This window comes from Pseudomonas paeninsulae (assembly GCF_035621475.1).
In the GTDB taxonomy this organism is placed as follows: Bacteria; Pseudomonadota; Gammaproteobacteria; order Pseudomonadales; family Pseudomonadaceae; genus Aquipseudomonas; species Aquipseudomonas paeninsulae.
Genome location: NZ_CP141799.1, coordinates 148,975 through 175,935 on the forward strand (window position 1 = coordinate 148,975; position 26,961 = coordinate 175,935).

A 26,961-nucleotide genomic window follows, 5' to 3' on the forward strand; every position below is an offset into this window, starting at 1 on the left:
CGTCGGGTGCGCCGTGCGCAGCCATTCGGGCTATTGCGGCGCGCACGACGCGCCTTACCGGGGTGGTCTATGAACCTGGCCGATCTGCCACTTGGCCCCCTGGAACGTGCCCTGGTCGACAGCCTGCGGCGCCTCGACCCGGCGGCCGAACCGCTGGTGCTGATCTCGGCGGCGCTGCTCTGTGCGGCGCTGGATAACGGCGATGTCTGCCTACCGCTGGCGCGGCGGGCCGGGCAGCGGCCCTGGGCGGACCACGCGTTCTGTCTGCCGGCCCTGGCCGAGTGGCAGGCGCAACTGCAGGCCTCGTCGCTGGTCGGTGGCGACGGCGACTTCAGCCCGCTGATCCTCGACCACGGGCGGCTCTATCTAGCGCGCTTTCAGGCCTACGAGCGCCAGCTCGCCGAGCAGCTACTAAGCCGTGCGGCTGATCTGCCGACGGTCGACGAGGCTCAACTGAGCGCAAGCCTGACTCGCCTGTTCGCCTTCAACGTCCAACAACCCGACTGGCAGCGCTTGGCCGCTGCCCAGGCGGTACGGCGCAAGCTGGCGGTGATCTCCGGCGGCCCCGGCACCGGCAAGACCACCACCGTGGTGCGTCTGCTCGCCGCGCTACTCGAACAACCTGGCGGTGAGCGAATGGCCATTGGCCTGGCCGCGCCCACCGGCAAGGCGGCGGCACGCATGGCCGAGGCGATCCGTAATGCCAAGGCCAGCCTGCCGGTCAGCGAGGCGGTCAAGGCGGCGCTGCCGGAACAGGCGCGCACCCTGCACCGTCTGCTCGGCAGCCGTGGCGACAGCCCGCAGGTGCGGCATAACGCGGCCAACCCGCTGGCGCTGGATGTGCTGGTGGTCGACGAAGCCTCGATGGTCGACCTGGCGCTGATGGCCAAGCTGATCGATGCCCTCCCGCCCAGCGCGCGGTTGATCCTGCTCGGCGACAAGGACCAACTCTGTGCGGTGGAAGCCGGCGCGGTATTCGCCGAGCTCTGCGCGGGCCGCGGCTTCGACGCCCAGGCGGCCGCCGACCTGCAACGCATCACCGGCCAACAGGTACTGGTCGCACAGCCGGCTTCACGCCTGGGCGATGCCGTGGTGCTGCTGACTCACAGCCACCGTTTTGCCGGCGACAGCGGCATCGGTGAGCTGGCGCGGCGGATCAACGGCGGCGACGTCGGCGGCACCCTGAATTTGCTCAAGGAACAGCGCAGCGATCTGGCCTGGAATGCCCAACCGACTCCGCAGGATCTGCTCGAGCGGCTGGACCGGGGCTACGCGCCCTTTCTCGCCGCGGCGAAAAGCGCCGATCCACAGGCGGCCTTCGCCGCCTTCAACGACTTCCGTGCCCTCTGCGCCCAGCGCGAAGGTGCCTGGGGCGTGGCCGGGATCAATGAAGCGCTGGAAGCACGGGTGAAGAGGCGCAGCCAGGTCGCCAGCCGCGAACGCTGGTATGTCGGCCGGCCGGTGATGGTGCGGCAGAACGACTACGCCCTCGGCCTGTTTAACGGCGATATCGGCATCTGCCTGCACAGCGAACACGGCCTGCGGGTGTTCTTCGAAAGTGAGGACGGTTACCGCCCCTTCGCCCCGGCACGCCTGCCCAGCCACGACAGCGCCTTCGCCATGACCGTGCACAAGAGCCAGGGCTCGGAGTTCAGCGAAGTGCTGCTGGCGCTGCCCGAGCAACCCAGCCCGCTACTCAGTCGCAGCCTGTTCTACACCGGCATCACCCGGGCCAAGCACAAGGTGGAAATCTGGGGCCTGCCGGCGCGTCTGGCCGAGGCGGTGGCCACCCGCGCCGAGCGCGCGGCGGGATTGGCCGAACGGCTGGCGGTGGTGGTTTTGCCGGTGCCGCCGGCGGGTAAGGATGCTGGCCAATTGGCGTTGTTCGACTGAACACCTGGCTGTTAGGGTGGCCTGATGCGCTTTCGCTGGGTAGCCGCTTCGCGCCACTCTGTCGCGCGGATCTATTCAGGTGCCACCCTGCGCCAGTTAACGAAAGGAATGAGTATTCATGAGAGTTGGTCGGTTGCTGATGTTGTTGTCGAGTCTGTGGTTCGTTCCCCTCGCCTCTGCTGAGTCCATGCAGCTGGTCACCGGGGATGGCTATGCGCCCTTTACCGGCAAGGCATTGCCCGGTGGCGGCCTCCTCACCCAGGTGGTGCAGACGGCCCTCAGTCAGGGGCAGGTGCAAAGTGAGCTGGACTGGCGACCCTGGAACCGCGGCCTGCACATGACCCTGTTAGCGCAGTACGACGCTACCTTCCCCTACGTGCGCTCGCAGGAGATGGAGCAGGACTACCTGTTCTCCGATCCGCTGTTGGTGGTCAGGCAGCATCTGTTCAGTCGGGCTGGGGAGGTCTACGAGGTCGACGACCTGTCGGCGCTGGCTGGCAAGCGCCTGTGCTACCCGCTCGGCTGGCAGCTACCGGTGGCCATCCAGGGTATGGTCGAGCAAGGCCTGCTGACGCGGCATGCGCCCCAGGGGCTAAACGAGTGCGCCCGCTTGCTGTTGCTCCAGCGCGATGATTTTTTCATCGCCAATGGGCCAATTGGCGAGGCCGCGCTGGACACCACGGGAGAGCCTTCCAGTCACTTTCGTCGCTCGCAGAGCGCTTTTCCCGAGAGGAGCCTGCACCTGATCGTGTCGCGTCGTCACCCGCGCGCCGAGCCGGTGTTGTTGACGTTCAACCAGGGCCTGGCGCAGTTGCAGGCGGGCAATCATTACCGCTTGATACTCGACGGCTATCTGCAGCAACGCGACCAGCAAGCCGCGCGTTGAGCCGCTCGGCCAGGACCGCGAGCAGAACCGCCGGGTCGAGGTGCAGTGGTTCACCCTCGAATAGCCCGCCCGCTTCCGCACCTGCGGCCGAGCGCCTGCGCGCAGAAACTCGGCCGCAAAGCACTGTGCACTAGCGCAGGTTAGCCGCCGCCGTCTGCGCCACGCGCTGGCGGCAGGCCGCGCCGAAGGCCTGGAAGATTTTCACCGAGTCGGGGTTTGCGCTGGCTTGCCATTCCGGGTGCCACTGCACCGCGAGGGTGAATTGCGCCAGTCCGGGCGCATGGATGGCTTCGATCAGACCGTCTTCGGCGTAGGCCAGTGCTTCAAGGCCTTCGCCCAGGGTGGCGATACCCTGGCCGTGCAGCGAGTTGATGGTGATCTCATCCTTCGCCAGCAAGTCGGCCAGCCAGCTGTCGGGGACCAGTCGCACATTGTGGCTTTCGCCATATTGCACCTCCACCGGGTCGCTGGAGTCCTCGCGGTGGTCGTCGAAGCCGCCGACGGCATAGAGTTTCTGGTGGATATCGCCACCCAGGGCCACGTTGATTTCCTGCATGCCGCGGCAGATGCCGAAGATCGGCAGGCCACGCGCAACTGCGGCGCGGATCAGCGGCAGGTCGAACAGGTCGCGATCGCGATCCTGGGCCTTGTCTGGAGTGAGGTTTTCCTGGTTGTAGAGGGCCGGGTCGATGTTGCTGCCGGCGCCGGTGAGGTACACGCCGTCGACCATGTCGAGGTATTGCGCGAGGTCATCGGTGCCGAAGCAGGTCGGTGCCAGCAGCGGTACGCAGCCGGAAAACTCGACGAGGGGGGCGATGTATTTGTGAGTCATCACCTGATAGGCATGACCTTTCCGTTCCTGGGCGCCCATGGACATAAGGACCACGGGCTTGCGTTTGGCGTTGGAAATAGTGCCGCTGTTGTTGGACATAGATCACCTTGGGGCAGAGAAAGTCTGCCGTTGCTGTGCAGGAAGGGCCGTCGCTGCGGCACTGCTTCCTGTTTTTGTTACCGGTGTCGACGGGCGCCTGGGTAGATGCAACAGGCTGCAAGAGGCTTGCCGGGAGGGCGGCGGTTGAACCAGTTTTCGGCGCTCTCGGGTAGTCGAAACACCGGCTCAGTCTGCCAAAGCCGTAAAATATGTCAAACGAATAGCACGATATTTGTGGAGAAAACCAAGCGGCCGGTATGCTGATTATTGAGAAATATTGGCTTATATAGCTGTTTTTAAACGAATATATTTTGTTTTCAGTATCTGTGGTAGTCCAATATTTTTAACGCCTGACGAGTCAGGTCTTCAGCCCACCACCAGTATCAGTAGCAAGGGCAGGCTAGCAGCCGCCAACAGCGTCTGCAGGGTGATGATGCCGGCCATCAGGTGGCTGTCGCCGCCCAGTTGGCGGGTCAGTACATAGGCGGTCGGTGCCGTCGGCAGGGCGAAGAACAGCACCAGTACGCTGCTTTCCAGCGCGGGCAATTGCAGGCCATAGGCCACGGCCCAGGCCAGCAGGGGCATGGCCAGCAAGCGCAGGACGCTGTTCCAGGCCAGGGCGGGAATTTCGCCGCCGAGTTGTTCGGGCTTGAGCGCGGCGCCGACGCAGAGCAGGCCAAGCGGCAGGCTGGCGGCGGCGAGCAGGCCGAGCAGGCGCTCGCTGCCGCCGGGCAGGCCGAGCCCGCTGAGGTTGATCAGGACGCCGCCGAGGCAGGCGAGAATCAGCGGGTTCTTGAGAATAGGCAGGAGCAGACTGCGCGCACTGACGCCGCGCTCGGCGGTCAGTGACCAGACTGACAGCACGTTGACCGTGGGCACCATCAGGGCCAGCATCAGGGCGGCCAGGCTCAAGCCGTCCTGGCCGTACAGGCTGCCCACTGCGGCCAGGCCCAGGTAGGTGTTGAAGCGCAGCGCGCCCTGGCTGAAGGCCCCGAAACGTCCGGCCGGCCAGCCGCGCAGGCGCCGCAAAAGGAGCAGCGCCAGCCAGGCGATACCCAGGCCGAGCATCACCGCCAGGGCCAGGCGTGGCAGCGCCGGGTTGTCCAGCGGCGCCCTGGCCAGGCTGCTGAACAGCAGGGCGGGAAACAGGATGAAGTAATTCAGCCGCTCGGCACCGGGCCAGAAGGCTTCGTTGGGGAAGTCCCAGCGGCGCAGGTAAAAGCCGGCGACGATCAAGGCGAACAATGGCCACAAGGCCTGCAACAACTCCAGCACGGCAACCTCCGCCTTCGGACCAGCGGCTATCTTGGAGAGCGCGGCACAGCGGCGCAAGGCCGTTAACGGTATTAGGCTGAGGCTAGTGCCGATCGAGGAGGGGCTTATGAGCGACGTGCACAGCGGTGGTTGTCAGTGCGGCGCCTTGCGCTATCAATTCCGCGCAGCATTGCGCGACATCGCCCATTGCCACTGCTCGATCTGTCGCCGCAGTACCGGCGGCATCCTCACCACCTGGATCACGGTGCCACTGGCAAGCTTTGCGTGGCTGGCCGGTACGCCGACCGAGTTCGTCTCGTCAGCCAGTTGCACGCGCAGTTTCTGTCCGAGTTGTGGCGCCCACCTGACCCTGTTCACCACGCTCAGTCCTGAGACCCTGGATATCACCGTTGCCACCCTGGATCAGCCGGAACGGGCGCCGGCGGACCGGCATATCTGGGTGCAGAGCCGTTTGCCCTGGCTGCATGTGGACGAGCAGTTACCGCAGGAGCAGCAGGAGCACATCCCTTAGGGCGGCCATGGCGAAGCCTTGAGCGCCGTTGCCCTGCACGGCCTACGGCAGCATTAAGCCGCCGCTGGCCTCGTGCAGCCTGCGCAGGTGTTCGCCGAGCTGCACCAGGTTGACTTCGTTGGCCTCCAGTTCCGCCATGCGCGCCGGTTCCAGCAAGTTGCGCACTTCCTGGTCGAGGTCGTCGCTGAGCTGGCGCAGTTGCTGCTGGCGGTTGCGGCTCTCGGCTTCCAGGCGTTGCCACTCGGCGCGTTGCGGCAGACCGTATCCGCCCTCGAGCAGCTCCGCCGGCCGGCTGAGAAAACCGCTGTTGACGAGGATCTGTTCCAAGGCGCCGCCGGCTTTGTTCAGGCTCGGATCCTTGGCCGCACGACCGGTGAGGTAGCGGCGCTTGAGTTCGTCCTGGGCCAACAGCAATTGGCGGCGTAGCGCGGCTTGCTCGAGCAGCAACAGCGCGGCGCTGGCCCGCAGGTCGGCTTTGGCGAACCAGGGCCGGCGGACCTCGGCGCTCTGCTCCAGCCAGTCCTCGACGTTGGCCTGGGCGATCGGCAGGCGCTGTTGCAGCACCGCGAACATGGCCTGGTAGCGGTCGCGGAAGGAGTCGAAGCGATAGCCCAGGCGCAGCGCCTCGCGCGGGTCGTCGAGCACGCTGCGATCGGCCAGGTCACGCGCTACCAGAGTCTCGAGCAAGCCGTTGGGCAGGATACTGTCGAGCGCCTGCAGGCGCGGGTGCTGGCTGCCGCTACGCAGCAGCTTGAGGGTTTCCACCGCGCAGTTATTGGAGATGAAGTAGTAGTCGCCGTCGTAGCTCCAGTGCTGTTCGGCGGCACGGGTGACCAGTTGCTCCAGCTGCACGCGGTCGAGCTTCAGTGGTACCGAGGCCAGGCTGCGAAGTTCGACCTTGGTGTATTCCTCGATCACCTGGGCCAGCGGCAGGACGAACAGGCGCGACGGGTAGGCGCCGGTCAGGCCGTCCCAGCTGGACAGCTGCAGATCGCCGACGAAGGCGCGGTAGGACAGCACCAGGTGTTCGTCCAGGTCCAGGCGGCAATCCGGCCCGCGTGGCCGGCCGGGGGCGCAGATCACCAGGCGCAGCATGCTGTGGCCCCAGCGGCTGGCCCATTCCTGGTTGGCCTCGGCGAGCAGGTAGTCGACCTGATAGACCCGTGCCGGGTCGAGGGTACCCAGCGGTTGGCGGGCGAAATCGCGGCCGGCGTTGAGGTAGGCGTAGCCGTCGGTGCAGGGCTGCTGGTTGGCCGCTGTCCAGCCGGCGAAATGCGCGCTGAAATGGCGTGCCAGCGAGGGTCGGCGACAGGCGTAGCTGGGGTCGAGGAGGAAGTACTCGAGGTTCACCGCGACGAACTCGCGCGGGTTGTTCAACTCGTAGACATCCGGGCTGCGCGCCACCTGGCCGTTGGCCTGCTCGCGCGCGCCGCGCCGGCCGACCTGTTGCGGCCAGCCAGCCAGGTCAAGCAGGCGCGGGTCGTCGCTGAGGGTGAAGCGTCTTGCGGTCTGGCCACGGCAGGCGTCGGGCAAACCTATTGGGCCGAGGCTGGCGAGGCGCTGTCGGCAGCGTTGCAGCAGGCGTTTTTCGTCCTGCGGCCAGAGCTGTGCACGGTCATAGAGGTGGGTCAGTTCGTGCAGCACGGTGGCCAGCAGCTCGCGGCGCACGTTGCCATGCGGGCGCTGGGTTGGCGTAGTGGCGGCGCTGCCATCGCTAAGTGACGGCAGCAGCTGGCTGTTCAATTCGATGCCGCTGAAGCGTCCGGCGCGACCGTACACCTCGGCCTGCATCGGTCGCCAGCGCACCTTGACGCGCCGGTCCAGGCGTTGCTTGAAGCCTGCTGGCAGGGCCGCGAGCGCTTCGTTCAACAGCGCCTGACTGGCCTGCCGTTCACTACTGTTGAGCGCATCGCTATCCAGCGCCAGGCGCAGCTCGGCATGGCTGCCGACACTGGTCAGAAGAGTAAGGGCCAGCAGCCAGGTGCGGGTCAGATTCACCTGGCGAGAATGGCTTCGGCCAGTATCTGATCGGAGGCGTGCTGCGCTTCCGGCACGCGGCTGCGAATGGTGCCGAGTGCCGCTTCCAGTTGCACGCCGCGGATGGCGCCCTGGCTGGCGACGAAACTGGCAGCATCGTCACGCGCGGCCAGGACGATTTTCGAGTCACGCACCGAGGTGGTGGTGTCCGAGGTGAAGTCGAACGTACGGTCAAGCGCCTGCACGATGATATTGCTGGTGGCAACCAGGGTTTGCGCCTGGGCAGTGCCGACGGACACGGCAAGCAGGGCGACAGCGACAAGCAAGGAACGATGCATGGCAATCTCCGGGAAACCAGATGATGAGGGTTGGATGGCTATCAGCGCGGACAGTTCCTGCACATGGCCGCCTACTGCATCAGGCCTGAGCCAGTGCGGCTAATTAGCGGTGTGCCCGCTGCTTCAGCGGCTAAGAATCGCCTGCGCCAGTTGCTCATCGTCGGCGGCCAGTTCAGGGGCTTGCTGACGAATATGCTGCAGCGCCGCCTCCAGCCGCACGCCACGGATGGCACCCTGGCTGGCGATGAAGCTGGCAGCGTCGCTACGGGCGGCTAGCACGAGCTTGTCGTCACGCAGCGAAGAGGTGGCATCGGACGTCGCGTCCGAGGTGCCCATGAGGGCGCCGGCCAGGGTATCGGTGGTGGCGACGAAACTGGAAGCCGAGGCGCTGGTGGCCAGCACCCATAAAGCGGAAAAACCAAGTGCACGCAAGGTGATCATCGTGAAACTCCTGAGCCAGTTTGCACAGGCGTGGCAATCGGCCACGCCATCTTATTGAAGCCTAGCTCAGGGACCAGTCGACACACCATGCTGGCTTAACGCCAGAACGGTTTGTCCAGTTCTGCCAGGCGTTCGCCGGGGCTGATGCCGGCATCGGCCAGCAGGTGTGGATCCAGCCTGGCCAGCTGGCGGCGGGTGCGGGTATTCAGCTGCCAGCGTTTGAGGGTCGCGCGCAGGTGGGCGAGCGGGTCGATGCGTGGCTGGTCGAGTGCTGCTGGAATCTCGCTGAGAATGCGCTCCATGGTAATGATCCTTCCCGTACGGGGCGGGCGTGGCGGTATATGAGCATCCATGGTCGCGCGACACAGGCTAGCGTGGCAGTCACAGTCAGGTAAAAGTGTACGGGGTCAGTTGCTGTTTTCAGCAAACTGTTCTGCTTGCGGCGCGGCAAGCTGTGCTGTTCGCCCGGGAGCATAACGACAAAACCCGCCAACGCTGGGCGTGGGCGGGTTCGTCAGTGCGTGCTGAGCGGCTTGCGCCGCCAGGCTTAACGCCAGAACGGCTTGCTCAACTCAGCGTAACGCTGGGCCTCGCTGATGCCGGCGTCGGCCAGCAGGCGGGCATCCAGGCGCGCCAGTTGGCGACGGCTGGTGATGCGGCGCTGCCATAACAACAGTGCGGCGATCAGGCCCAGCGGTGATGCGTTGCGGGCGCTGGATGAGTGGTCTTGAAACAGCATATCGGAACTGAGTGTACGTTCCATGGTGACATCCTTCCGCTTGTGGCGGGACTAGAGAGTGTTTTGCCTGGTACCCATATTCCGCTTCTTGCAAGCAGTGCAATAGTCACAGCTGGGTTAAATTGTTGGGCTATTAGATAGTGTGCTTAGTAACTGTTTTGCTGTTTTTTGCAACAACTGTATCGGTGGTAAGTGAATTGCCGTGCTTTAGTGCATTAGGCAGCTCTTTATCTCGCTACTGAATAGAAAGGCAGTGGTTGTCTATGGGTACAGTTGTAAATTGATTGCCCAGCACCGCTGATCTCTAGTTCAGCTTTTTATCCCATGTTGTGACTGGTCTGGGCCGATCTGTATCGGTGATGAGGCCCTGCAGAGACGTCATCGGGCGAGAAGGCGGCGTTGCTGGGCGCAGAAAAAACCCGGCACGCAGTGGCCGGGTCTTGTCATGCGCTGCGGCGGTCAGTCGACGGCTTTGACCATGTCTTCGATGACCTTCTTGGCGTCGCCGAAGACCATCATGGTCTTGTCCAGGTAGAACAGTTCGTTGTCCAGGCCGGCATAGCCGCTGGCCATCGAGCGCTTGTTGACGATCACGGTCTTGGCCTTGTAGGCCTCGAGAATCGGCATGCCGGCGATCGGCGACTGCGGATCGTTCTTCGCCGCCGGGTTGACCACGTCGTTGGCGCCGAGCACCAGCACCACGTCGGCCTGGCCGAACTCGGAGTTGATGTCGTCCATCTCGAACACTTGCTCGTAAGGCACTTCGGCCTCGGCCAGCAGCACGTTCATGTGCCCAGGCATGCGCCCGGCCACCGGGTGGATCGCGTACTTGACGGTGACGCCACGGTGGCTCAGCTTCTCCGCCAGCTCCATCAGCGCGTGCTGGGCGCGGGCCACCGCTAGGCCGTAGCCGGGCACGATGATCACGGTGTCGGCATTGGTCAGGAGGAAAGCGGCATCGTCGGCCGAACCGGATTTCACCGGGCGGGCTTCCTTGTCAGTGGCCGGGCCGGTGACGTTGGTCGCGCCGCCGAAGCCGCCGAGGATGACGTTGAAGAACGAGCGGTTCATCGCCTTGCACATGATGTACGAGAGGATCGCACCGCTGGAACCGACCAAGGAACCGGCGATGATCAGCATCGAGTTGTTCAGCGAGAAGCCGATACCGGCCGCCGCCCAGCCCGAGTAGCTGTTGAGCATCGACACCACCACCGGCATGTCGGCGCCACCGATCGGGATGATGATCAGCACGCCGATGACGAACGCCAACGCCAGCAGCAGGGCGAAGGCGCCGAGGTTGCCGGTCAGGGTGAACACCAGGCCGAGGCCGAGAATCGCCAGGCCGATCGCCAGGTTGAGCTTGTGCTGACCGACGAACTGCACCGGTGCGCCCTGGAACAGGCGGAACTTGTATTTGCCCGACAGTTTGCCGAAGGCGATCACCGAACCGGAGAAGGTGATGGCGCCGATGGCCGCACCGAGAAACAGCTCCAGGCGGTTACCGGCCGGGATCGGATCGCCGAGGCTGGCGACTATGCCCAGCGACTGCGGTTCGACCACCGCGGCAATCGCGATGAACACCGCGGCCAGGCCGATCATGCTGTGCATGAAGGCGACCAGCTCGGGCATCTTGGTCATTTCCACGCGCTTGGCCATCAGGGTGCCAACGCTGCCGCCGACCAGCAGGCCGAAGATGACGAAGCCGAGGCCCTGGGTGGCCAGTTCGCTGCCGAGTTTGTAGACCAGGCCGACGGTGGTGAGGATGGCCAGGCCCATGCCGAGCATGCCGAACAGGTTGCCGCGCCGCGACGACGTCGGGTGCGACAGGCCCTTGAGCGCCTGGATAAAGCAGATCGAGGCGACGAGATAGAGAACAGTGATCAGGTTCATACTCATGGTCAGTGCTTCTCCACTGGTGCGGCAGCCGATGCTGCTTTAGGCGCCTTCTTCTTGAACATTTCCAGCATGCGCCGGGTGACCAGGAAACCACCGAACACGTTGACTGCGGCCAGGGCCACGGCCAGGGTGCCCATGGTCTTGCCCAGCGGGGTGACGGTCAGCGCCGCTGCCAGCATGGCGCCGACGATGACGATCGCGGAAATCGCATTGGTCACCGCCATCAACGGGGTGTGCAGGGCCGGGGTGACGTTCCAGACCACGTGGTAGCCGATATAGATGGCCAGTACGAAGATGATCAGGTTGTAGATACCGTCGGAAATCATATCCATGGTTGTTCTCCCCTTAGCCGTTGGTTCGTACGACTTGACCGCCCGTGCACATCAGGCACGCGGCGACGATGTCGTCTTCGAGGTTGAGGTGGAACTGAGCATCCTTGTCGATGACCAGCTTGAGGAAGTCCAGCAGGTTGCGCGCGTACAGCGCCGAAGCGTCTGCAGGCACCATGGCCGCCAGGTTGCTGTGGCCGACCAGGGTCACGCCATGCTGCACCACCACCTGTTCGGCGACGGTCAGCGGGCAGTTGCCGCCTTGCGCAGCGGCCAGGTCGATGATCACCGAGCCTGGCTTCATTTCCGCCACTGTGGCGGCATGCAGCAGAGTCGGTGCCTTGCGCCCCGGAATCAGAGCGGTGGTGATGACGATGTCAGCCAGCTTGGCCTTCTCGTGTACCGCCTTGGCCTGACGCTCCATCCACGACGCCGGCATCGGCCGCGCGTAGCCACCGACACCTTCGGCGCACTCGCGCTCTTCATCGGTCTCGAACGGCACATCGACGAACTTGGCGCCGAGCGATTCGATCTGTTCTTTTACCGCCGGGCGTACGTCCGAGGCTTCGATCACCGCGCCCAGACGTTTGGCCGTGGCGATGGCCTGCAGGCCGGCGACACCGGCGCCGAGGATCAGGATGCGCGCGGCCTTAACCGTACCGGCGGCGGTCATCAGCATCGGCATAAAGCGCGGGTAGTGGTGTGCAGCTAGCAGCACGGCCTTGTAGCCGGCGATGTTGGCCTGCGACGAGAGCACATCGAGGCTCTGCGCGCGCGAGGTACGCGGCGCGGCTTCGAGGGCGAAGGCGGTGATACCGCGAGCGTTCATCCGCGCGATGGTCTCGTTGCTGAACGGATTGAGCATGCCGACCAACACAGCGCCGGTCTGCATGTGGGCCAGTTCAGCATCCGTGGGCGCCACTACCTTGAGTACCAGCTCGGCACCGAAGGCGGCGGCGTCGCTGCCGATGCTTGCGCCGGCTGCCTCATAGGCGCTGTCGGGGATACTGGCGCTGACGCCGGCTCCGCTCTGCACGGTGACCTGATGGCCTTGGCCGATCAGTTTCTTGATGGTTTCTGGCGTGGCGGCTACTCGCGTTTCGCCGACATGGGTTTCGAGAGGAACACCGATGTGCACGTCAAATCTCCTGCGTGATCTTTTTTAGTGAACCGGCACACTGCGGATGGCGCACCGGCGAAGGGAGGATCAGCACAAATCACCCTAGCAGAAGCTATGTAGTGGGCGGGGGGCGGCATTTTGCAGGCGCAGCATAAGTCCTTCAAGGCGTTATGGAGTAAAACCTTGCGACAACTACAAGTCACTCTGCGACTTGTGAACCATTATTTCCGGCAAAGGCTTGCTGGGCGTGGCTGCCAAGGTCGTTGAGGGGTATTTTTCGCGCCGCCCGCATGCGCGCTATGAATAGCCGTCCATCAAATGGCCGCGGTCCTGACGAATAGGGCCTCCAGCGCCGGCATTCAGGGGGTTATACCTGCTTAGCTGTGCAATAAATTGGACGGCTTCGCTCGCTAGTAATCAGCGGCGTGTAGTTGTCTGAGATGCTGACTACGGGGTCAGCTTGCTTTGATTCGTTCATCCTAAAAGGGCTTTGCGCCGCTGACGGGAAAAAGGAGCGCCCTGCCGGGGCGCTTGAAGTAAGAGCGAATTACTTCGCTTGCTGTCGTTTATTCCAGATCACTCGCCTGGGCATAGTCCCGCGCTTGCTGAACCAGCCAGTCGCGAAAGCTTTGCAGCGCGGCGGATTCGACTTTGCGCTCGGGAATCATCAGGTAATAGGCCTTGTCGCTGCTGTAGGCATGTTCCAGCGCCAGCACCAGGCGGCCCTCACGCAGTTCCCGTTGAATCAGAAAGGGCGGAATCAAGGCCACGCCCATCTCATGCATGGCGGCCTGGGCGAGCATCGAGAACAGCTCGTAACGCGCCCCGCTCATGTCCCGGGCAACATTCAGCCCCAGCGAGCTGAACCACTGGCGCCAGGCATAGGGCCGGGTGGTTTGCTGCAGCAGCGGCAGGCCGGCGATCTGCTCGGCGCTGAGGCTGCTTTGCCCGGCGAGGAGCGCCGGGCTGCACACCGGCATGGGGTTTTCGCGCATCAACAGGTGCGAGGCAGTGCCTGACCAGTCGGCGTCGCCGAAGTACACCGCGGCATCGAACTGGGTATCGGCGAACAGGAACGGTCGGGTGCGGTTGGTCAGGTTGACCGTGACCTGCGGGTGCAGGCGCTGGAAATCCTTCAGCCGCGGCAGCAGCCACTGGGTGCCGAAGGTCGGCACCACCGCCAGTTCGATGCTCATGGCGCCTTGCTGGCCCATTACCGCCAGGGTGTCGCGCTCCACCGCGTCGAGTTGCGCGGCCACCCGTCGGGCGTACGACAAGCCGGCCTCAGTCAGCTTGACCCCGCGCCGCGAACGGCGAAACAGTTCGACGTTGAGAAACTCCTCCAGCCCGGCGATCTGCCGGCAGATCGCGCTCTGGGTCAGGGCCAGTTCCTCGGCTGCACGGGTAAAGCTCTGGTGGCGGGCCGCCGACTCGAAGGCGATCAGGGCCGTGGTGCTGGGGATTTTTCGGCGCATCTGTGCGGCACTCTCACTCTGTTCTGGATTAAATAGCGTTCAAAGCTACCTCGGAGTGCGTAAAAAGCACAACAGCATGCGAAATCCTCGTTTGCTCCGAATGCTCATGCGGCCTAGGATCAATCCCATGCACCCCGTGGGCGCGGCCCAGGCCGCGATGATTACCCCCCCCCGTCTCAACTCGAGGTTTTCGCGATGGCCAAGGCAAGCTTCAACTGGATCGACCCGCTGCTGCTTGATCAGCAACTGACCGAAGAAGAGCGCATGGTGCGCGACAGCGCGCAACAGTTCGCCGCCGACAAACTGGCGCCACGGGTGATCGAAGCCTTCCGCCACGAGCAGACCGACCCGGCGATCTTCCGCGAGATGGGCGAAACCGGCCTGCTCGGCGCGACCATTCCCGAAGCCTACGGTGGCAGCGGCCTCAACTATGTGTGCTACGGCCTGATCGCCCGCGAAGTGGAGCGCGTCGACTCCGGCTACCGCTCGATGATGAGCGTGCAGTCCTCCCTGGTGATGGTGCCGATCTTCGAGTTCGGCAACGAAGCCACCAAGCAGAAATACCTGCCCAAGCTGGCCAGCGGCGAATCCATCGGCTGCTTCGGCCTCACCGAGCCGGACCATGGCTCCGATCCGGGCTCGATGATCACCCGGGCGAAGAAGGTCGACGGCGGCTACCGCCTGAGCGGCGCCAAGATGTGGATCACCAACTCGCCGATCGCCGATGTGTTCGTGGTCTGGGCGAAAGACGATGCCGGCGAGATTCGCGGCTTCGTCCTGGAAAAGGGCTGGCAGGGCCTGAGTACTCCGACGATCCACGGCAAGGTCGGCCTGCGCGCCTCGATCACCGGCGAAATCGTCATGGACAACGTGTTCTGCCCGGAAGAAAACGCCTTCCCCGATGTGCGTGGCCTGAAAGGTCCGTTCACCTGCCTCAACTCCGCCCGTTACGGCATCAGCTGGGGCGCGCTGGGCGCCGCCGAAGACTGCTGGCACACCGCCCGTCAGTACTGCCTGGATCGCAAGCAATTCGGCCGGCCGTTGGCGGCCAACCAGCTGATCCAGAAGAAGCTGGCCGACATGCAGACCGAAATCACCCTGGCCCTGCAAGGCTGCCTGCGCCTCGGCCGGATGAAGGATGAAGGCACCGCCGCGGTGGAAATCACCTCGATCATGAAGCGCAACAGCTGCGGCAAGTCGCTGGATATCGCCCGCCTGGCCCGCGACATGCTCGGCGGCAACGGCATCAGCGACGAGTTCGGCGTGGCACGCCACCTGGTCAACCTGGAAGTGGTCAACACCTACGAGGGTACCCATGACGTGCATGCGCTGATCCTCGGCCGGGCGCAGACCGGCATTCAGGCGTTTTTCTAAACCTGAACCGTAGGATGGGTCGAGGCGCGCAGCCTGAGCGCAGCGATACCCATCAGATCGCCCGGTGGGTTACGCCGCTGCACGGCTAACCCATCCTCCGTTCCAACTTCCTAATGAGGTTCCCATGTCCGGCGCCCTATCGCATATCCGTGTGCTCGACCTCTCCCGCGTACTTGCCGGGCCCTGGGCCGGGCAGATCCTCGCCGACCTCGGTGCCGAGGTGATCAAGATAGAGCGGCCCGGCGTCGGCGACGACACCCGCCACTGGGGCCCGCCGTTCCTGCGGGACGCCGCGGGCGAGAACACCAGCGAGGCCGCCTATTACCTGTCGGCCAATCGCAACAAACAGTCGGTCACCGTGGACTTCACCCAGCCCGAAGGCCAGCGCCTGGTGCGCGAGATGGTGGCCAAGGCCGACATCCTGATCGAGAACTTCAAGGTCGGCGGCCTGGCCGCCTACGGCCTCGATTACGCCACGCTGAAGGAGCTGAACCCGAAACTGATCTACTGCTCGATCACCGGCTTCGGCCAGGACGGCCCCTACGCCAAGCGCGCCGGTTACGACTTCATGATCCAGGGCCTGGGCGGCTTGATGAGCCTGACCGGGCGCGCCGACGACGAAGCGGGCGCCGGGCCGGTCAAGGTCGGCGTGGCCCTGACCGACATCCTCACCGGCTTGTACTCGACCGCGGCGATTCTTGCCGCCCTGGCCAGTCGCGACCAGACCGGCAATGGCCAGCACATCGACATGGCCCTGCTCGACGTGCAGGTCGCCTGCCTGGCCAACCAGGCGATGAACTACCTGACCACCGGCGTGGCGCCGCGCCGGTTGGGCAATGCCCACCCGAACATCGTGCCCTATCAGGACTTTCCCACGGCCGACGGCGACATCATCCTCACGGTCGGTAACGATGGCCAGTTCCGCAAGTTTTGCGAGGTCGCCGGCCTTCCGGCTTTGGCCGCCGACTCGCGTTTTTCCACCAATCAGGCACGTGTCGCCCATCGCGCCGAACTGATTCCGCTGATCCGCCAGGCCACCGTGTTCAAGACCACCGGCCAATGGCTGGCGGCCCTGGAACAGGCCGGCGTGCCCTGCGGGCCGATCAATGATCTGCAGCAGGTATTCGCCGACCCGCAGGTGCAGGCCCGTGGCCTGCGCGTCGAACTGCCCCACCCGCTGGCCGGCAGCGTGCCGCAGGTAGCCAGCCCGATTCGCCTGTCGGCGACCCCGGTGCAATACCGCAATGCACCGCCCCTGCTCGGCGAACACACCGAGCAGGTGTTGCAGCAATGGCTGGGATTGAGCCTGGAGCAGATAGACCAACTGCGCCAGGCGGGAGTGCTCTAGGAACCTGTCGGACTTAATGGGTAATTGCCCAGACTTGCCCACCCATTTGCATTCGACCTGACCCGTCATTTGCAGCGGATCTGACTAGCACGGTTCGTGGCCATGACCGGCAGAGAACGACCCTAAGTTGACATTTGAATATAAGTACTAAGTCAGGTAAGACTCAGTGGGTTTGCCGATTTATATGGCTATTGCCGCAAAATATCAGCAGTCGTGTCTCGCAGGATCTGCAGGATCGGTCCAACAGTTTCAGGTGATGGATCGGCCGAATATACTAAGTATGCGGGCAGGAGAAAATCCGGTGCACCAGCATGTCGGTGCAGTACCCCTGCTGCCAGCTGGCTTTTGACCAAACGCAGTGGGAAGTATCCGGAGCCCCCGTAAGCCAGAATGTGGTTGAGTCCCAGCCAGCCAATATTGGCTGTCAGCCCAGGTCCCAGGAAGTCAGGGAAAGCCGCCTTGTGCTGGATGTCGAATTCCGGACCCCAGTCGATATGCACGTAGTCTTCGTCCGGAAACTGGCTAGGCGTGTTGCTCGACGAAACATAGACCAATTGCTCCTCAAGTAGCGCCTCAATCACCAGACCAGGGCGATGCTGCGGTGTGTACATCACGCCGATGTGAGTTCGCCCCTCGACTAGCCCTTGGGTCAGTTCATCTTCGAAGGCTAACTCGGCATGGATGGCGATATCCGGCAGCGCCATGCGGATACGCGGTAAACAGACAAAAAGCAGCTCTTCCCAGAGTCCGAACCTCCCGCCAATGGTCACCGACGCCCGAAAGCTCTTGGCTATGCCAATTTCATGGCGAGCCCGCTCGACGGTGCGCACCAGTGTGGCGGCGTAAGACTGAAAACGATGGCCCGCAGGGGTCAGCATTGTGCCTGCTTTATTGCGCACGAAAAGGCTGCAACCCAGCTGATCTTCCAGGGCCGCGATCCTCGCGCTAACGGTCGACTGGGTCACAAACAGCCGGGATGCCGCGTTACTGAAGTTGCCTGAGGTGATGACGGTAAGGAAAGTTCGAGCGAGTTCAGTATCCATGTTCTACGCACCACGCAACTGGAGGGCATCGCACTTGCCCTAACCATGGCCGTTCAAGGCTGATATGGGCAAAGGTTTGGTTTACCGTTTTATGAATCGACATCATCAATAGGAAAGGTAGAAATTTATCGTTTTTCAACTGCATGACACCCGAGTAGCGTTTCAGATGAGGTGTCGATGAGGCTTTGCCGAGGAGGCGAAGATGCATTTGTTAAACACAGAAGATCGTCAATCGTTGCGGCATATCGGACTCATGCTGATGTGTTTTCTGGTGACCATTTGCGTGTTGGTTGCTATCGCGTCAGCTGTAGGTTGAAAGTCGGCGAGCTGTCGGTAGCTGCCTGTCACGAACGGCCGGAGCCGACCCAGGCTGTGTGAAAACACCGGTCTCGCCTCGAGTTGCTGAAGTAACGTCAGCGGGGCGACTTATGAAGCGAGTCATCGACGAGGTGAGCCAAACACAAGCCAGTTTATGGAATGCAGTATGCAACCTAAAGGTGCGAGCCGCGTGAGAGGCTAATACGTCGGCCTGTAGGTCTCCAGTATGGCTCGGTGGGGCATGGTTATGAGTTCCCCAGATGGAAGCATCGCCGGCGCAGCCGGCCAATACGGAGCGCGCGGCGTCCTACCGCACCGCTCCAAACAACGAGGCTGCTACCGAATCCGCGCTTCGGCATGGTCGGTCAACAGCCAGTCAGGCAGGCTTAGTTCAAGGGAGTAGGTCAATGAATACAACATCTCTTTCCCCGGAAAAGCTCGGTGATACACCGCTGTGGATCGCTTTCTGGATCTATGGCGTACTTGCCAGCCACGCCTATTTCGGTGCAATTCTCTATTTTTACCGCACGCTGGGAACGCCGGCATTGGGTGCGTTGCTGGCGGGCTTCGTTCTATACACCGCCTGGATCATGCGCTTGGTGTGGGTGAACGCGTTCAATCTCGGCAACGAGACTTATGGCCACCTTTCGCGCTATCTCACCGTCGTCTGGGCTCTCAATTCCGTACTGGTATCCGGCTTCCTGTTCCTCGGACACGTAGGCGTGGTCTCCGTGCCTATCTGATCCGGCGGTGAGCCAGCATGCGCGCATGGCGAGATCATCCAACCGGCGTTTGATCCGCACGTCAGTCTCCGCCGCCTAAGCCACTTGGCATGAAAGGCCAGCCCCGATATCACCGGATCCTGGGGCTGATCAGGTTTACCACGCCTGGGTGGCAGGTTTCTGAATATGCAGGGGTAGAGCAGAAAACCCACTGGCAGGGAAAAACGCCTTCACCGGCTCCTTGTCCGGCGCCAGGACAATCCGGCTGGTGCGCCCCAGCAGCTCTTCCATCACGATCCGTAATTCCAGTCTGGCAAGCAGCGCACCGGGGCAGACATGAATACCTGCACCGTATAGCAGGTTCAGTTCGGGATCGCGATCGAGACGGAATTCATCGGGATCCCCAAAGACCGCCTCATCCCGATTGGCCGACGCCCAGACAAGGGCGAGACGCGAACCCGTGGCTAGTGTGCGTTCGCCCAGCGTGACCTGTTTCGTGGTAACCCGGCGATTCATGATCAGTGGCGCATGAATGCGCAGTATTTCATCGATGGCGACCGGTAACAGCGAGGGTTGCTCGCGCAATTGCTGCTGAAGTTCGGGGTTGGCGGCCAGGTAATGCACGAGAATGCCGATCGAGGCGGAAATGGTTCCGAGTTCGCCGACCGTCCAGTTACGTAAAATGCTGACGATTTCGTCGTCTGTCAGAGGCCTGCCCAGGGATTGATTGCGTAGCAGGCTGGTGGTGATATCGTCCGGTGCAGCACTGCCGGCTGTACGGCGCACGGCCAGCAGATCCTTGATGTAACCGTCAAACTCTAGGGCCACGGCGCTCAAGGCGACGTCGTCTCTGGCCAGGGTGGCCGCGTGATTCTTCAGCGTCCACAAGCGCAGCGGCTCATGCAGTTCGGTAGGCCAACCCAGCCAGGCACACTGAATCTGCAGGGCAAAGATCTGGGCGAACTTCGTCATCAGCTCCGTTGTGCCTTCACCCGGTAAGGCCTGTACCAGACGAACTGCTACATCACGGCACACCGGTGCAAAAGCATCCGTTTGCTCCTGGCTGAAATAAGGCTCAATGAGGCGCCGGTACACCGTATGCTCGGGCGGATCCATGCCATTGGGCACCGAGGGAAAACGCGAGACGGCACTGCTGAAGGTTTCATGATCCTTCAGGACGTGCAACACGTCCTCATGCCTGAACAAAGAGGTATAGCCATACCGACTGTGTGCGACCGGACAACGGTGGCGCATGTCGTCGTAGGTCGCCATTTGATCATTGAGTACGGCCTCAGACCTCGGATCCCAATCAGGGGGTGAATTCTTATCCATAATTACTCCTGTTGTGATTACGTCGATTATTGAGGGGTCCAAAAATCGTTCAAGCTCACTCTCTGGTACGTGTTGCAAACGAAGCACGCAGGCCCTCAACCGACTGCAGTGGGCACGAAGAAAACCTCAAGCGTTATGGATGGCCTTAATCAGCCATATCCCAACCCGGCAAGTTGAACTCCTCGCGCAGTAACTGCGCTTCCTCCTGGTGCAAAACGGCGATACGAGCCAGCAACTCCTCTCCTGCAGGTAACAGGTGCACCTCGACCTGGCGCCTGTCTTCCCGACCAGGCCTTCGCTCAACCAGGCCCATGTTTTCGCAACGGTCAATCAACGCCACCACGCTGTGATGCTTCGATTGCAGGTGTTCTGCGAGTTCTCCAACCGTGGCCCAATCGCGCGCCGAAGCACCACGAATCTGTAGCAGAAGCTGGTACTGCAGTGCCGTCGCACCATTGGCCTGGCACAGCAGCTCGCTGTTGCGTAGGAAGCGCCGCAATCGATGACGAAAATGTGCCAGACGCTGGTAATCGGATTTGTCCAAGGTATCGAATTCCCTCATTGACCTGTGTTGAGTAGTATGGGCGAAATATGTATCGTGTCACGATATATATTTCACTGCCTATCGAGCTCGTCATGTCATTGATCCGCTCGCTTCTCTGAAGGAATCTCATGAACATTCTTGTCCTGCTGCGAATGCTTTTTTGCAGTACGTCTGTCTCGGCTGAGTTGGCATATCACGGCTCGGCGATTCGAAACGTATTCTGGGCTGTGAGCGTACCGCTCTCACTGTTGCCGCCGACCATGATAGTGCTGCTGGACGGGCCTCTCAGCACGTTCCTGCCCGCACTTCAGATCAGACCGTCGGTATTGATGGCCAGTCTGTTTTTCGGTTGCGAGGTGCTTTCGGTCTTCCTGATGGGATGGCTGATAAAGCAAGTTGCCAGCACCCTGGGCTATGAAGTGGCCTATGCGGATGCTTACCTGGTTGCAGCTATCGCACCAATCCCGCTTTGGCTGTCCTCACTTGGCTTGCTGGTGAACAACCCGTTTTTGAACACCGCGCTGCCTCTGAGCGCGCTGGCGTCATGTTGCGTTTTGATCTACCAGGGTGCGTACTCGCTGTGCCACGTCGAGAACCGCCTCAAGGCTGCAGCCGTTACCCAGGTGGTTTTTGGCGCCGGCCTTATCCTGTGGGTGATGTTCCTGCCGCTTATCCAGTCTGTCACGGGATAAATGGAGCCGACTCCAGGGCCACGTGACTTCATCACGGCATCACGGCCGCCTTGAGCAGAAGACAAAGTTCGCACCTTGAATTTTGCGCCACCGCCGTGAGGTGGGGGGGCAGCTAGATGATTCTCAGACCACGATATTGATGATGCTGAACGTTCGCTATGGAGCGGAAGCGGCCATTTGCAGAGCGTCCGCTATTGGTCTTGCTGTCGGCCAGGGCCGGTATCAACCGACTCAATCCAGGCATTCGTGACAAGCAGCAAGTGGCCAGTTAACGAGGGTTCACCGTCCCCTCCGTAAGCCCGCGCCAGAAGCAGTCCCCCTGTCATCAACGTCTATGCTTTACGCGAGTGAGTGATCCCGAGCGACTGGATGCAGTCGGGGAGGGCTTGCCGGGTCGAGGCGCTGTCCACTCTCGCCGTAATGATCGCAGGAGCAACAAGCCATGATTGATGTACAGGTCTATCGCTATCACCCGGAACAGGAGCGGCAACCCTGGATGCAATCGTTGTCGTTGCCCGAAGAATTCCGCGCACGAATGGTGCTGGATGCGCTGGAGTTCCTGCACGAGGCCGATCCGACGCTGGTCTACCGGCGCTCCTGCCGGGAGGGTGTTTGCGGCTCGGATGGTATGAATATCAACGGCAAGAACAGGCTGGCCTGCATCACGCCGGTTTCGGAGGCGCTGGGCACGGCCAACAGCCTGATCATCAGACCTTTACCCGGCATGCCGGTCATCCGCGACCTGGTGGTCGACCAGAGCCTCTTCTTTAAGCAATACCAGAGTATCAAGCCATGGCTGATCAACCACGAGCCGGCGCCGGCCATCGAGCGCCTCCAGTCCCCCGAGGAGCGCGCCAAGCTCGACGGGCTGTATGAGTGCATTCTCTGCGGTTGCTGTTCCTCGCAATGTCCGTCCTGGTGGTGGAATCCGGAGAAGTACGTCGGCCCAGCCGGGCTGTTGCAGGCCTGGCGCTTCATCGCCGACAGCCGCGACCAGGCCACGGCGGAACGGCTCGAGCGGTTGGAAGACCCGTTCAGCTTGTTTCGTTGCCGCAGCATCGGCAACTGCTCATGGGTCTGTCCCAAGGGGCTCAATCCCATGGGGGCCATCGGGAAAATTCGCCAGGAGCTGTTGCGAAAATCCACCTAGGACGCGGGATTGAGCGCGCACTTGCCACTGGGGAAGTGAGCATATGATGGGCCAGGTAACTCGGCCCGCCAGAGTCTGGCACTGGCGGTGCTCAAGGATGAGTTCTGCTGGTGTCACTTCAGGCTGTCCACCAGTGTGAATAGACCGCGCTTTCGTAGATCCTGTCGAGTGCCTGCTTCTGGCTGTTCTCTGCCGATCATGGCCACGCTGCGGCGACCCTTAGCGTGCGCGCGGCGCATCCTCGCCGGGTGGGCGATTCAGCCGTTCGCCCGGTTTCAGACCGCGCAGTAGCAGGCCGTGGCGGCGCCAGCTCGCGCTGGTTTTTCTGCGAGCAGGCGTATCACGTAGCCGACTTTCAACAGCGTCGGGCCGAGGATCGTCAGGCTATGTGCGCCTATCAGCGTGCCCAGGCTGAGGTGCTCGGCCCAACCGTAGGCGCCGAGCACGCCCAACAGCAGGGCGGCGCCACCGCCCGACAGCAGCTGGTTGGACAGGCGCAGCAGGCGTTGCGGGCAATCGAATAGATTCATCACGGTGCTCCTGTTGCGGAAACCGTCCGGCGCAACCGCGCCGGACGGGTCGAACTCAGCGGGTGTGAACATCTCGAGCGCCATCGCGAGTGCAACTCCAGGCGCTCGCAGTCGGCACTAGTGCTTGCACAACCGCTCAGGCCTCCAGCGAACTGGCTGGGCCGAAGAACTCGTAGTGGCTCTGCTGTTCCGGTACGCCGAGTTCGCGCAGGTGCTTTTTCACCTGGGCCATGAATGGCTTGGGGCCGAGGAAGTAGGCGTCCAAGTCGCGTTCCTGCGGCAGCCACTCGGCCAGTTGCTCGCGAGTCAGGAAGCCCTCGGCATGGCCCTGGTCTTCGCTGCGCGGTTCGCTGTAGCAGACAAAATGCTGCACCTGCGGGTGGGCCTCGGTCTGGGCGTCGACCCAGCTGCGGAAGGCATGCACGCCGGCATGGCGGGCGCAGTGGATGAAATGGATCGGCCGGCCATGCTCGCGTGCCGCTTCGAGCATGCTCAGCGCTGGGGTGATGCCGACGCCTGCGCTGATCAGCACCAGCGGCTTGGTCGACTCACGCAGGACGAAGTCGCCGGCTGGCGGAAACAGTTCCAGGCGGTCGCCGACCTGCACCTGATCGTGCAGGTAGTTGGAGGCCTTGCCACCGGGCTCGCGCTTGACGCTGATGCGGTAATCGCGACCATTGCCGCAGGCCGACAGCGAGTAGTTACGGCGGACCTCCTCGCCATCCAGCTGCAGGCGCAGGCCGATGTACTGGCCCGGTTGGAAGTCGAGCAGCGCGCCGCCGTCTTCCGGGACCAGGTGCAGGGAGACGATCTCCTCGCTTTCGACGATTTTTTGCGCCACCCGGAAGCCGCGTGCGCCGCGCCAGCCGCCAGTGGCTTCGGCGTTGGCGGCATAGGTGCCCTCTTCGGCATCAATCAGGATCTGCGCCAGTTGGCCATAAGCGGCGCCCCAGGCGTCGATTACCTCGTCGGTGGCGATCTGCTCACCGAGCACCTCGCGAATCGCCCGCAACAGGCAGCTACCGACGATCGGATAATGCTCGGGGAGGATCTGCAACGACACATGCTTGCTGACGATCTGCCCTACCAGCGGGCCGAGGGCCTCCAGGCGGTCGATATTGCGGGCGTACATCAGCACGCCGTTGGCCAGCGCGCGTTGCTGTTCGCCGCTGGCCTGGTGCGCCTGGTTGAACAGTGGGCGTACCTGCGGGTATTCGCCGAGCATCAATTGGTAGAAGTGGCGGGTCAGGGCTTCGCCGCCGGTTTCCAGCAGCGGCACTGTGGCCTTGATCAGGGTGCGTTGTTGGGCAGTCAGCATTGAGTGGTTCCTGGGTGGCTATGCAGCATGAGGTGCGCCGGGCAATCATCGAGAAGCATTCGGTCGCCGCGCTCAGGCGTGCTAAGTTCATGGTGTCTAGGGTGTTACACAACTCGTGCCACTTTTATAGTCTAATTATTTCAATGACTTGCATGCAGCGCTGTCTTTATGACTGCGTGCAGAGTCGAGTCCTAATGACATCGAGTAGTCTTTATGACAGCAAATCCGCTGCTGACGGCATTGATCCCCCTGGTTGCCGACCTGTCCCGCGAGTTGCCCGAGGCCGAGCGCTATCGCCGGCTGTTGCTGGCGCTGCGCCAGTTGTTGCCGTGCGATGCGGTGGCCTTGCTCAGACTCGAGGGCGAGGTGCTGGTGCCGCTGGCGGTAGACGGCCTGAGCACCGATACCCTGGGCCGGCGTTTCAAGCTTGGCGAGCATCCGCGCCTGCAGGCGTTGCTGGCGCAGCGCGGGCCGACCCGTTTCGCCACCGACTGCGACCTACCGGATCCTTACGATGGTCTGGTCGAAGGCCATCGCGGCCACCTCGAGGTGCATGACTGCCTGGGTTGTCCGCTGTATCTGCAGGATCAGTTGTGGGGCCTGCTGACCCTCGATTCGCTGGACCCGGCCAGCTTCGGCAGGGTCGACCTGGACAGCCTGGCGGCGTTCGCCAGCCTGGCCGCCGCCACCGTGATGGCCAATGAACGCATCGCTCAGTTGCTGCGCCGGGTCGAGGACGAGCACCAGCTGGCCGAAGTCTACAAACAGGCTGCCGACCAGCACCGGCCCCGCGAGCTGATCGGCCAGAGCCCGCTGCATAAACGCCTGCAGGAGGAAATCGCGCTGGTCGGCGACAGCGAGCTGACGGTGCTGATCAGCGGTGAAACCGGGGTCGGCAAGGAGTTGGTCGCCGAGGCTATCCATGCCGCGTCGGCGCGCGCCATGCGGCCGTTGATCAGCCTCAACTGCGCGGCCTTGCCCGAGACCCTGGTCGAGAGCGAGTTGTTCGGTCATGTGCGGGGCGCCTTCTCCGGTGCGGTCAGCGAGCGCAGCGGCAAGTTCGAGCTGGCCGACGGCGGCACCCTGTTTCTCGATGAGGTCGGCGAGCTGCCGGTGGTGGTGCAGGCCAAGCTGTTGCGGGTGCTGCAGAGCGGGCAGTTGCAGCGGGTCGGCTCGGACCGCGAGCACCGGGTCAATGTGCGGGTGCTGGCGGCGAGCAACCGCGACCTCGCCGAAGAGGTGCGTGCCGGGCGTTTTCGCGCCGACCTCTACCATCGCCTGAGCGTATACCCGCTGAGAGTCCCGGCGCTGCGCGAGCGTGGCCGCGACGTCCTGCTGCTGGCCGGCTATTTCCTCGAGGACAATCGCCCGCGCCTGGGGCTGCGCAGCCTGCGCCTGACTGCCGATGCGCAGAAAGCCCTGCTGGCCCACGACTGGCCGGGCAACGTGCGTGAACTCGAGCACCTGATCGGCCGTGCCGCGCTCAAGGCCTTGTCGGCCTGCGCCGAGCGACCGCGCATCCTGAGCATCGACAGCCAGGCATTGGACCTGCCACAGCAGCAAAGCCATGCCGAACCGACGCCGCTGGCGCTGCCCGAAGTTGCCGGCGGCGTGCCGCTGCGCGAGGCCCTGGATGCTTACCAGAAGCAGCTGATCAGCCAGACCCTGGCCCGTCACCAGCACAAATGGGCCGACAGCGCCCGCGAGCTGGGGGTGGATCGCGCCAACCTGATCCGTCTGGCCCGGCGCCTGGGTTTGAAATAGTCCGCGCGCTATCCCGGCGCTGGTCGGTGGTTGCGTAGACGATCGACTAATCCGCGACATGCCTTTATCTAGGTCAGCGGCATGTCGCCGCAGGGCGCCTATGTTGGATCAAGACCCAGCCGCCGGGGGCGCTTGATGTCGTCACGTCATGGCGAGTGCGCTCAGCAGCCTAGGCAATCCGCGCGCGACGGGGATCGCTGCAGGCCGCCAGCCCCGGCGCCAGTACCGAATGGCGGCAACTGTCGCTGCAGGTAACGGTTGCTTTGCTTTACTGAGAGAGGAGTGGCCCTCGTCCGGCCGGATGCCTGGGGCTTCTTTGCGGCACCACTCCCCGCACTCAGGTGGCAGACCGATGCTGAAAGTCCAGGGCTTGTGCAAGAGCTATGCGACGCCGCAGGGGGCGCTGGCGGTGTTGCGCGGCATCGACCTGGAGTTGGCGACGGGGGAGAGCCTGGCCCTGATGGGCGAGTCCGGCAGCGGCAAGAGCACCCTGCTGCACCTGTTGGCCGGGCTGGATCGGGCCGACGCCGGGCGTATCGAGGTCGACGGCCGCGTGCTGGGCGACCTCCATGAGGGGCAACTGGCGACCTGGCGGCGCAGCGGTATCGGCCTGGTATTCCAGCAATTCAACCTGATCGCCAGCCTGCGCGTCGCCGACAACCTGGCCTTCCAGGCGCGCCTGGCCGGCCGTCATGACCCGCACTGGCAGGCCGAACTGGTCGAGCGTCTCGGTCTGGCGGCCCTGCTTGGGCGCTACCCCGAACAGCTCTCGGTCGGCCAGCAGCAGCGAGTGGCGCTGGGCCGGGCGCTGGCGGGCAGGCCGCCGCTGCTGCTGGCCGACGAGCCCACCGGCAGCCTGGATGAGCGCAGCGCCGACGAGGTACTGACGCTGCTGCTGGAGCTGCTCGCTGGCAGCCCGACCAGCCTGCTGATGGTCACCCATAGCGCCAGCCTGGCGGCCCGTCTGCAACGTTGCCTGTGCCTGCAGGGCGGGCGTCTGCTGGAGGCGGCCTGA

Annotated in this window: 26 protein-coding genes; 10 read left to right on the forward strand and 16 right to left on the reverse strand. The window is 63.1% G+C overall.

Going from position 1 to position 26,961, the window contains the following annotated elements; translation table 11 throughout:
- The first annotated feature begins 69 nt into the window (after positions 1–69).
- Positions 70–1,893, forward strand: a complete 1,824-nt coding sequence (recD, locus tag VCJ09_RS00665; RefSeq protein WP_324732713.1) for an exodeoxyribonuclease V subunit alpha — start codon at positions 70–72, stop codon at positions 1,891–1,893.
- Positions 1,894–2,011: 118 nt separating this feature from the next.
- Entirely contained in the window at positions 2,012–2,779 is a 768-nt protein-coding gene (locus tag VCJ09_RS00670; protein ID WP_324732714.1) for a substrate-binding periplasmic protein, read from the forward strand.
- Between the two features lie 130 nt (positions 2,780–2,909).
- Here the strand turns inward: VCJ09_RS00670 and VCJ09_RS00675 are convergent, their stop codons facing one another.
- The gene (locus VCJ09_RS00675; protein ID WP_324732715.1) at positions 2,910–3,710 is read right to left on the reverse strand and encodes a gamma-glutamyl-gamma-aminobutyrate hydrolase family protein; all 801 of its coding nucleotides are present in this window, start codon (positions 3,708–3,710) and stop codon (positions 2,910–2,912) included.
- A 366-nt stretch (positions 3,711–4,076) separates the two neighbouring features.
- On the reverse strand, positions 4,077–5,015 hold the full coding sequence (locus VCJ09_RS00680) for an AEC family transporter (protein WP_324734739.1): 939 nt from the start codon (positions 5,013–5,015) through the stop codon (positions 4,077–4,079).
- Positions 5,016–5,091: 76 nt separating this feature from the next.
- Between VCJ09_RS00680 and VCJ09_RS00685 the strand changes: the two genes are divergently transcribed.
- On the forward strand, positions 5,092–5,496 hold the full coding sequence (locus VCJ09_RS00685) for a GFA family protein (protein WP_324732716.1): 405 nt from the start codon (positions 5,092–5,094) through the stop codon (positions 5,494–5,496).
- A gap of 42 nt (positions 5,497–5,538) precedes the next feature.
- Here the strand turns inward: VCJ09_RS00685 and VCJ09_RS00690 are convergent, their stop codons facing one another.
- The 9 genes from VCJ09_RS00690 to VCJ09_RS00730 all read right to left on the reverse strand — a co-directional run bounded on the left by VCJ09_RS00690 (position 5,539) and on the right by VCJ09_RS00730 (position 13,811).
- Positions 5,539–7,494, reverse strand: a complete 1,956-nt coding sequence (locus VCJ09_RS00690; RefSeq protein WP_324732717.1) for a DUF7844 domain-containing protein — start codon at positions 7,492–7,494, stop codon at positions 5,539–5,541.
- A complete protein-coding gene (locus VCJ09_RS00695; protein ID WP_324732718.1) occupies positions 7,491–7,811 on the reverse strand; it encodes a DUF2388 domain-containing protein in 321 nt (106 codons plus the stop codon). The genes VCJ09_RS00690 and VCJ09_RS00695 overlap by 4 nt, the downstream gene beginning before the upstream one ends.
- A 123-nt stretch (positions 7,812–7,934) precedes the next feature.
- Positions 7,935–8,252: a DUF2388 domain-containing protein gene (locus tag VCJ09_RS00700; RefSeq protein ID WP_079204215.1), complete on the reverse strand. Its 318-nt coding sequence runs from the start codon at positions 8,250–8,252 to the stop codon at positions 7,935–7,937.
- Positions 8,253–8,347: 95 nt separating this feature from the next.
- Positions 8,348–8,554, reverse strand: a complete 207-nt coding sequence (locus VCJ09_RS00705; RefSeq protein ID WP_324732719.1) for a DUF1127 domain-containing protein — start codon at positions 8,552–8,554, stop codon at positions 8,348–8,350.
- A gap of 245 nt (positions 8,555–8,799) precedes the next feature.
- Entirely contained in the window at positions 8,800–9,015 is a 216-nt protein-coding gene (locus VCJ09_RS00710; protein WP_324732720.1) for a DUF1127 domain-containing protein, read from the reverse strand.
- 435 nt (positions 9,016–9,450) lie between these two features.
- The gene (locus VCJ09_RS00715) at positions 9,451–10,887 is read right to left on the reverse strand and encodes an NAD(P)(+) transhydrogenase (Re/Si-specific) subunit beta (RefSeq protein ID WP_324732721.1); all 1,437 of its coding nucleotides are present in this window, start codon (positions 10,885–10,887) and stop codon (positions 9,451–9,453) included.
- Between the two features lie 2 nt (positions 10,888–10,889).
- On the reverse strand, positions 10,890–11,219 hold the full coding sequence (locus VCJ09_RS00720; RefSeq protein WP_324732722.1) for an NAD(P) transhydrogenase subunit alpha: 330 nt from the start codon (positions 11,217–11,219) through the stop codon (positions 10,890–10,892).
- A 13-nt stretch (positions 11,220–11,232) separates the two neighbouring features.
- Entirely contained in the window at positions 11,233–12,354 is a 1,122-nt protein-coding gene (locus tag VCJ09_RS00725; protein ID WP_324732723.1) for a Re/Si-specific NAD(P)(+) transhydrogenase subunit alpha, read from the reverse strand.
- 548 nt (positions 12,355–12,902) lie between these two features.
- Positions 12,903–13,811: a LysR family transcriptional regulator gene (locus VCJ09_RS00730; protein WP_324732724.1), complete on the reverse strand. Its 909-nt coding sequence runs from the start codon at positions 13,809–13,811 to the stop codon at positions 12,903–12,905.
- A gap of 195 nt (positions 13,812–14,006) precedes the next feature.
- Between VCJ09_RS00730 and VCJ09_RS00735 the strand changes: the two genes are divergently transcribed.
- Together VCJ09_RS00735 and VCJ09_RS00740 are read left to right on the forward strand one after the other, a co-directional pair.
- Entirely contained in the window at positions 14,007–15,185 is a 1,179-nt protein-coding gene (locus VCJ09_RS00735; protein WP_079204223.1) for an acyl-CoA dehydrogenase, read from the forward strand.
- 124 nt (positions 15,186–15,309) lie between these two features.
- Positions 15,310–16,533, forward strand: coding sequence for a CaiB/BaiF CoA transferase family protein (locus VCJ09_RS00740; protein WP_324732725.1), 1,224 nt, complete (start codon positions 15,310–15,312; stop codon positions 16,531–16,533).
- Positions 16,534–16,721: 188 nt separating this feature from the next.
- On the opposite strand, the gene VCJ09_RS00745 is transcribed toward VCJ09_RS00740, so the two are convergent.
- Positions 16,722–17,576, reverse strand: coding sequence for a LysR family transcriptional regulator (locus VCJ09_RS00745; RefSeq protein ID WP_324732726.1), 855 nt, complete (start codon positions 17,574–17,576; stop codon positions 16,722–16,724).
- Between the two features lie 725 nt (positions 17,577–18,301).
- Here VCJ09_RS00745 and VCJ09_RS00750 point away from each other — a divergent pair.
- On the forward strand, positions 18,302–18,637 hold the full coding sequence (locus VCJ09_RS00750) for a hypothetical protein (protein ID WP_324732727.1): 336 nt from the start codon (positions 18,302–18,304) through the stop codon (positions 18,635–18,637).
- A gap of 135 nt (positions 18,638–18,772) precedes the next feature.
- On the opposite strand, the gene VCJ09_RS00755 is transcribed toward VCJ09_RS00750, so the two are convergent.
- Entirely contained in the window at positions 18,773–19,948 is a 1,176-nt protein-coding gene (locus VCJ09_RS00755) for a cytochrome P450 (protein ID WP_324732728.1), read from the reverse strand.
- A gap of 145 nt (positions 19,949–20,093) precedes the next feature.
- Positions 20,094–20,492 (reverse strand): MarR family transcriptional regulator, encoded by a 399-nt coding sequence (locus tag VCJ09_RS00760; RefSeq protein ID WP_324732730.1) that lies wholly within the window; start codon positions 20,490–20,492, stop codon positions 20,094–20,096.
- Positions 20,493–20,620: 128 nt separating this feature from the next.
- Between VCJ09_RS00760 and VCJ09_RS00765 the strand changes: the two genes are divergently transcribed.
- Both VCJ09_RS00765 and VCJ09_RS00770 read left to right on the forward strand, forming a co-directional pair.
- Positions 20,621–21,184: a YIP1 family protein gene (locus tag VCJ09_RS00765; protein ID WP_324732731.1), complete on the forward strand. Its 564-nt coding sequence runs from the start codon at positions 20,621–20,623 to the stop codon at positions 21,182–21,184.
- Positions 21,185–21,626: 442 nt separating this feature from the next.
- The gene (locus VCJ09_RS00770) at positions 21,627–22,334 is read left to right on the forward strand and encodes a succinate dehydrogenase iron-sulfur subunit (RefSeq protein WP_324732732.1); all 708 of its coding nucleotides are present in this window, start codon (positions 21,627–21,629) and stop codon (positions 22,332–22,334) included.
- Positions 22,335–22,609: 275 nt separating this feature from the next.
- Here VCJ09_RS00770 and VCJ09_RS00775 read toward each other — a convergent pair whose 3' ends face one another.
- Together VCJ09_RS00775 and hmpA are read right to left on the reverse strand one after the other, a co-directional pair.
- Positions 22,610–22,936, reverse strand: coding sequence for a transmembrane sensor/regulator PpyR (locus VCJ09_RS00775; protein WP_324732733.1), 327 nt, complete (start codon positions 22,934–22,936; stop codon positions 22,610–22,612).
- Between the two features lie 64 nt (positions 22,937–23,000).
- Positions 23,001–24,182, reverse strand: coding sequence for an NO-inducible flavohemoprotein (hmpA, locus tag VCJ09_RS00780; RefSeq protein ID WP_324732734.1), 1,182 nt, complete (start codon positions 24,180–24,182; stop codon positions 23,001–23,003).
- A 213-nt stretch (positions 24,183–24,395) separates the two neighbouring features.
- Here hmpA and norR point away from each other — a divergent pair, with 213 nt between their 5' ends.
- Both norR and VCJ09_RS00790 read left to right on the forward strand, forming a co-directional pair.
- Entirely contained in the window at positions 24,396–25,946 is a 1,551-nt protein-coding gene (gene norR / locus VCJ09_RS00785) for a nitric oxide reductase transcriptional regulator NorR (protein WP_324732735.1), read from the forward strand.
- A gap of 352 nt (positions 25,947–26,298) precedes the next feature.
- A complete protein-coding gene (locus tag VCJ09_RS00790) occupies positions 26,299–26,961 on the forward strand; it encodes an ABC transporter ATP-binding protein (protein ID WP_324732736.1) in 663 nt (220 codons plus the stop codon).

What these genes read in the sequence shown, in the direction of transcription:
- VCJ09_RS00670 (WP_324732714.1), top strand. Translation starts at nt 2,012, where the DNA reads ATGAGAGTTGGTCGGTTGCTGATGTTGTTGTCGAGTCTGTGGTTCGTT.
- VCJ09_RS00710 (WP_324732720.1), bottom strand. Translation starts at nt 9,015, where the DNA reads ATGGAACGTACACTCAGTTCCGATATGCTGTTTCAAGACCACTCATCC.
- recD (WP_324732713.1), top strand. Translation starts at nt 70, where the DNA reads ATGAACCTGGCCGATCTGCCACTTGGCCCCCTGGAACGTGCCCTGGTC.
- VCJ09_RS00755 (WP_324732728.1), bottom strand. Translation starts at nt 19,948, where the DNA reads ATGGATAAGAATTCACCCCCTGATTGGGATCCGAGGTCTGAGGCCGTA.
- VCJ09_RS00740 (WP_324732725.1), top strand. Translation starts at nt 15,310, where the DNA reads ATGTCCGGCGCCCTATCGCATATCCGTGTGCTCGACCTCTCCCGCGTA.
- hmpA (WP_324732734.1), bottom strand. Translation starts at nt 24,182, where the DNA reads ATGCTGACTGCCCAACAACGCACCCTGATCAAGGCCACAGTGCCGCTG.
- VCJ09_RS00675 (WP_324732715.1), bottom strand. Translation starts at nt 3,710, where the DNA reads ATGTCCAACAACAGCGGCACTATTTCCAACGCCAAACGCAAGCCCGTG.
- VCJ09_RS00700 (WP_079204215.1), bottom strand. Translation starts at nt 8,252, where the DNA reads ATGATCACCTTGCGTGCACTTGGTTTTTCCGCTTTATGGGTGCTGGCC.
- VCJ09_RS00705 (WP_324732719.1), bottom strand. Translation starts at nt 8,554, where the DNA reads ATGGAGCGCATTCTCAGCGAGATTCCAGCAGCACTCGACCAGCCACGC.
- VCJ09_RS00720 (WP_324732722.1), bottom strand. Translation starts at nt 11,219, where the DNA reads ATGGATATGATTTCCGACGGTATCTACAACCTGATCATCTTCGTACTG.
- VCJ09_RS00715 (WP_324732721.1), bottom strand. Translation starts at nt 10,887, where the DNA reads ATGAGTATGAACCTGATCACTGTTCTCTATCTCGTCGCCTCGATCTGC.
- VCJ09_RS00790 (WP_324732736.1), top strand. Translation starts at nt 26,299, where the DNA reads ATGCTGAAAGTCCAGGGCTTGTGCAAGAGCTATGCGACGCCGCAGGGG.
- norR (WP_324732735.1), top strand. Translation starts at nt 24,396, where the DNA reads ATGACAGCAAATCCGCTGCTGACGGCATTGATCCCCCTGGTTGCCGAC.
- VCJ09_RS00730 (WP_324732724.1), bottom strand. Translation starts at nt 13,811, where the DNA reads ATGCGCCGAAAAATCCCCAGCACCACGGCCCTGATCGCCTTCGAGTCG.
- VCJ09_RS00775 (WP_324732733.1), bottom strand. Translation starts at nt 22,936, where the DNA reads ATGTTCACACCCGCTGAGTTCGACCCGTCCGGCGCGGTTGCGCCGGAC.
- VCJ09_RS00750 (WP_324732727.1), top strand. Translation starts at nt 18,302, where the DNA reads ATGAATACAACATCTCTTTCCCCGGAAAAGCTCGGTGATACACCGCTG.
- VCJ09_RS00695 (WP_324732718.1), bottom strand. Translation starts at nt 7,811, where the DNA reads ATGCATCGTTCCTTGCTTGTCGCTGTCGCCCTGCTTGCCGTGTCCGTC.
- VCJ09_RS00735 (WP_079204223.1), top strand. Translation starts at nt 14,007, where the DNA reads ATGGCCAAGGCAAGCTTCAACTGGATCGACCCGCTGCTGCTTGATCAG.
- VCJ09_RS00745 (WP_324732726.1), bottom strand. Translation starts at nt 17,576, where the DNA reads ATGGATACTGAACTCGCTCGAACTTTCCTTACCGTCATCACCTCAGGC.
- VCJ09_RS00685 (WP_324732716.1), top strand. Translation starts at nt 5,092, where the DNA reads ATGAGCGACGTGCACAGCGGTGGTTGTCAGTGCGGCGCCTTGCGCTAT.
- VCJ09_RS00770 (WP_324732732.1), top strand. Translation starts at nt 21,627, where the DNA reads ATGATTGATGTACAGGTCTATCGCTATCACCCGGAACAGGAGCGGCAA.
- VCJ09_RS00765 (WP_324732731.1), top strand. Translation starts at nt 20,621, where the DNA reads ATGAACATTCTTGTCCTGCTGCGAATGCTTTTTTGCAGTACGTCTGTC.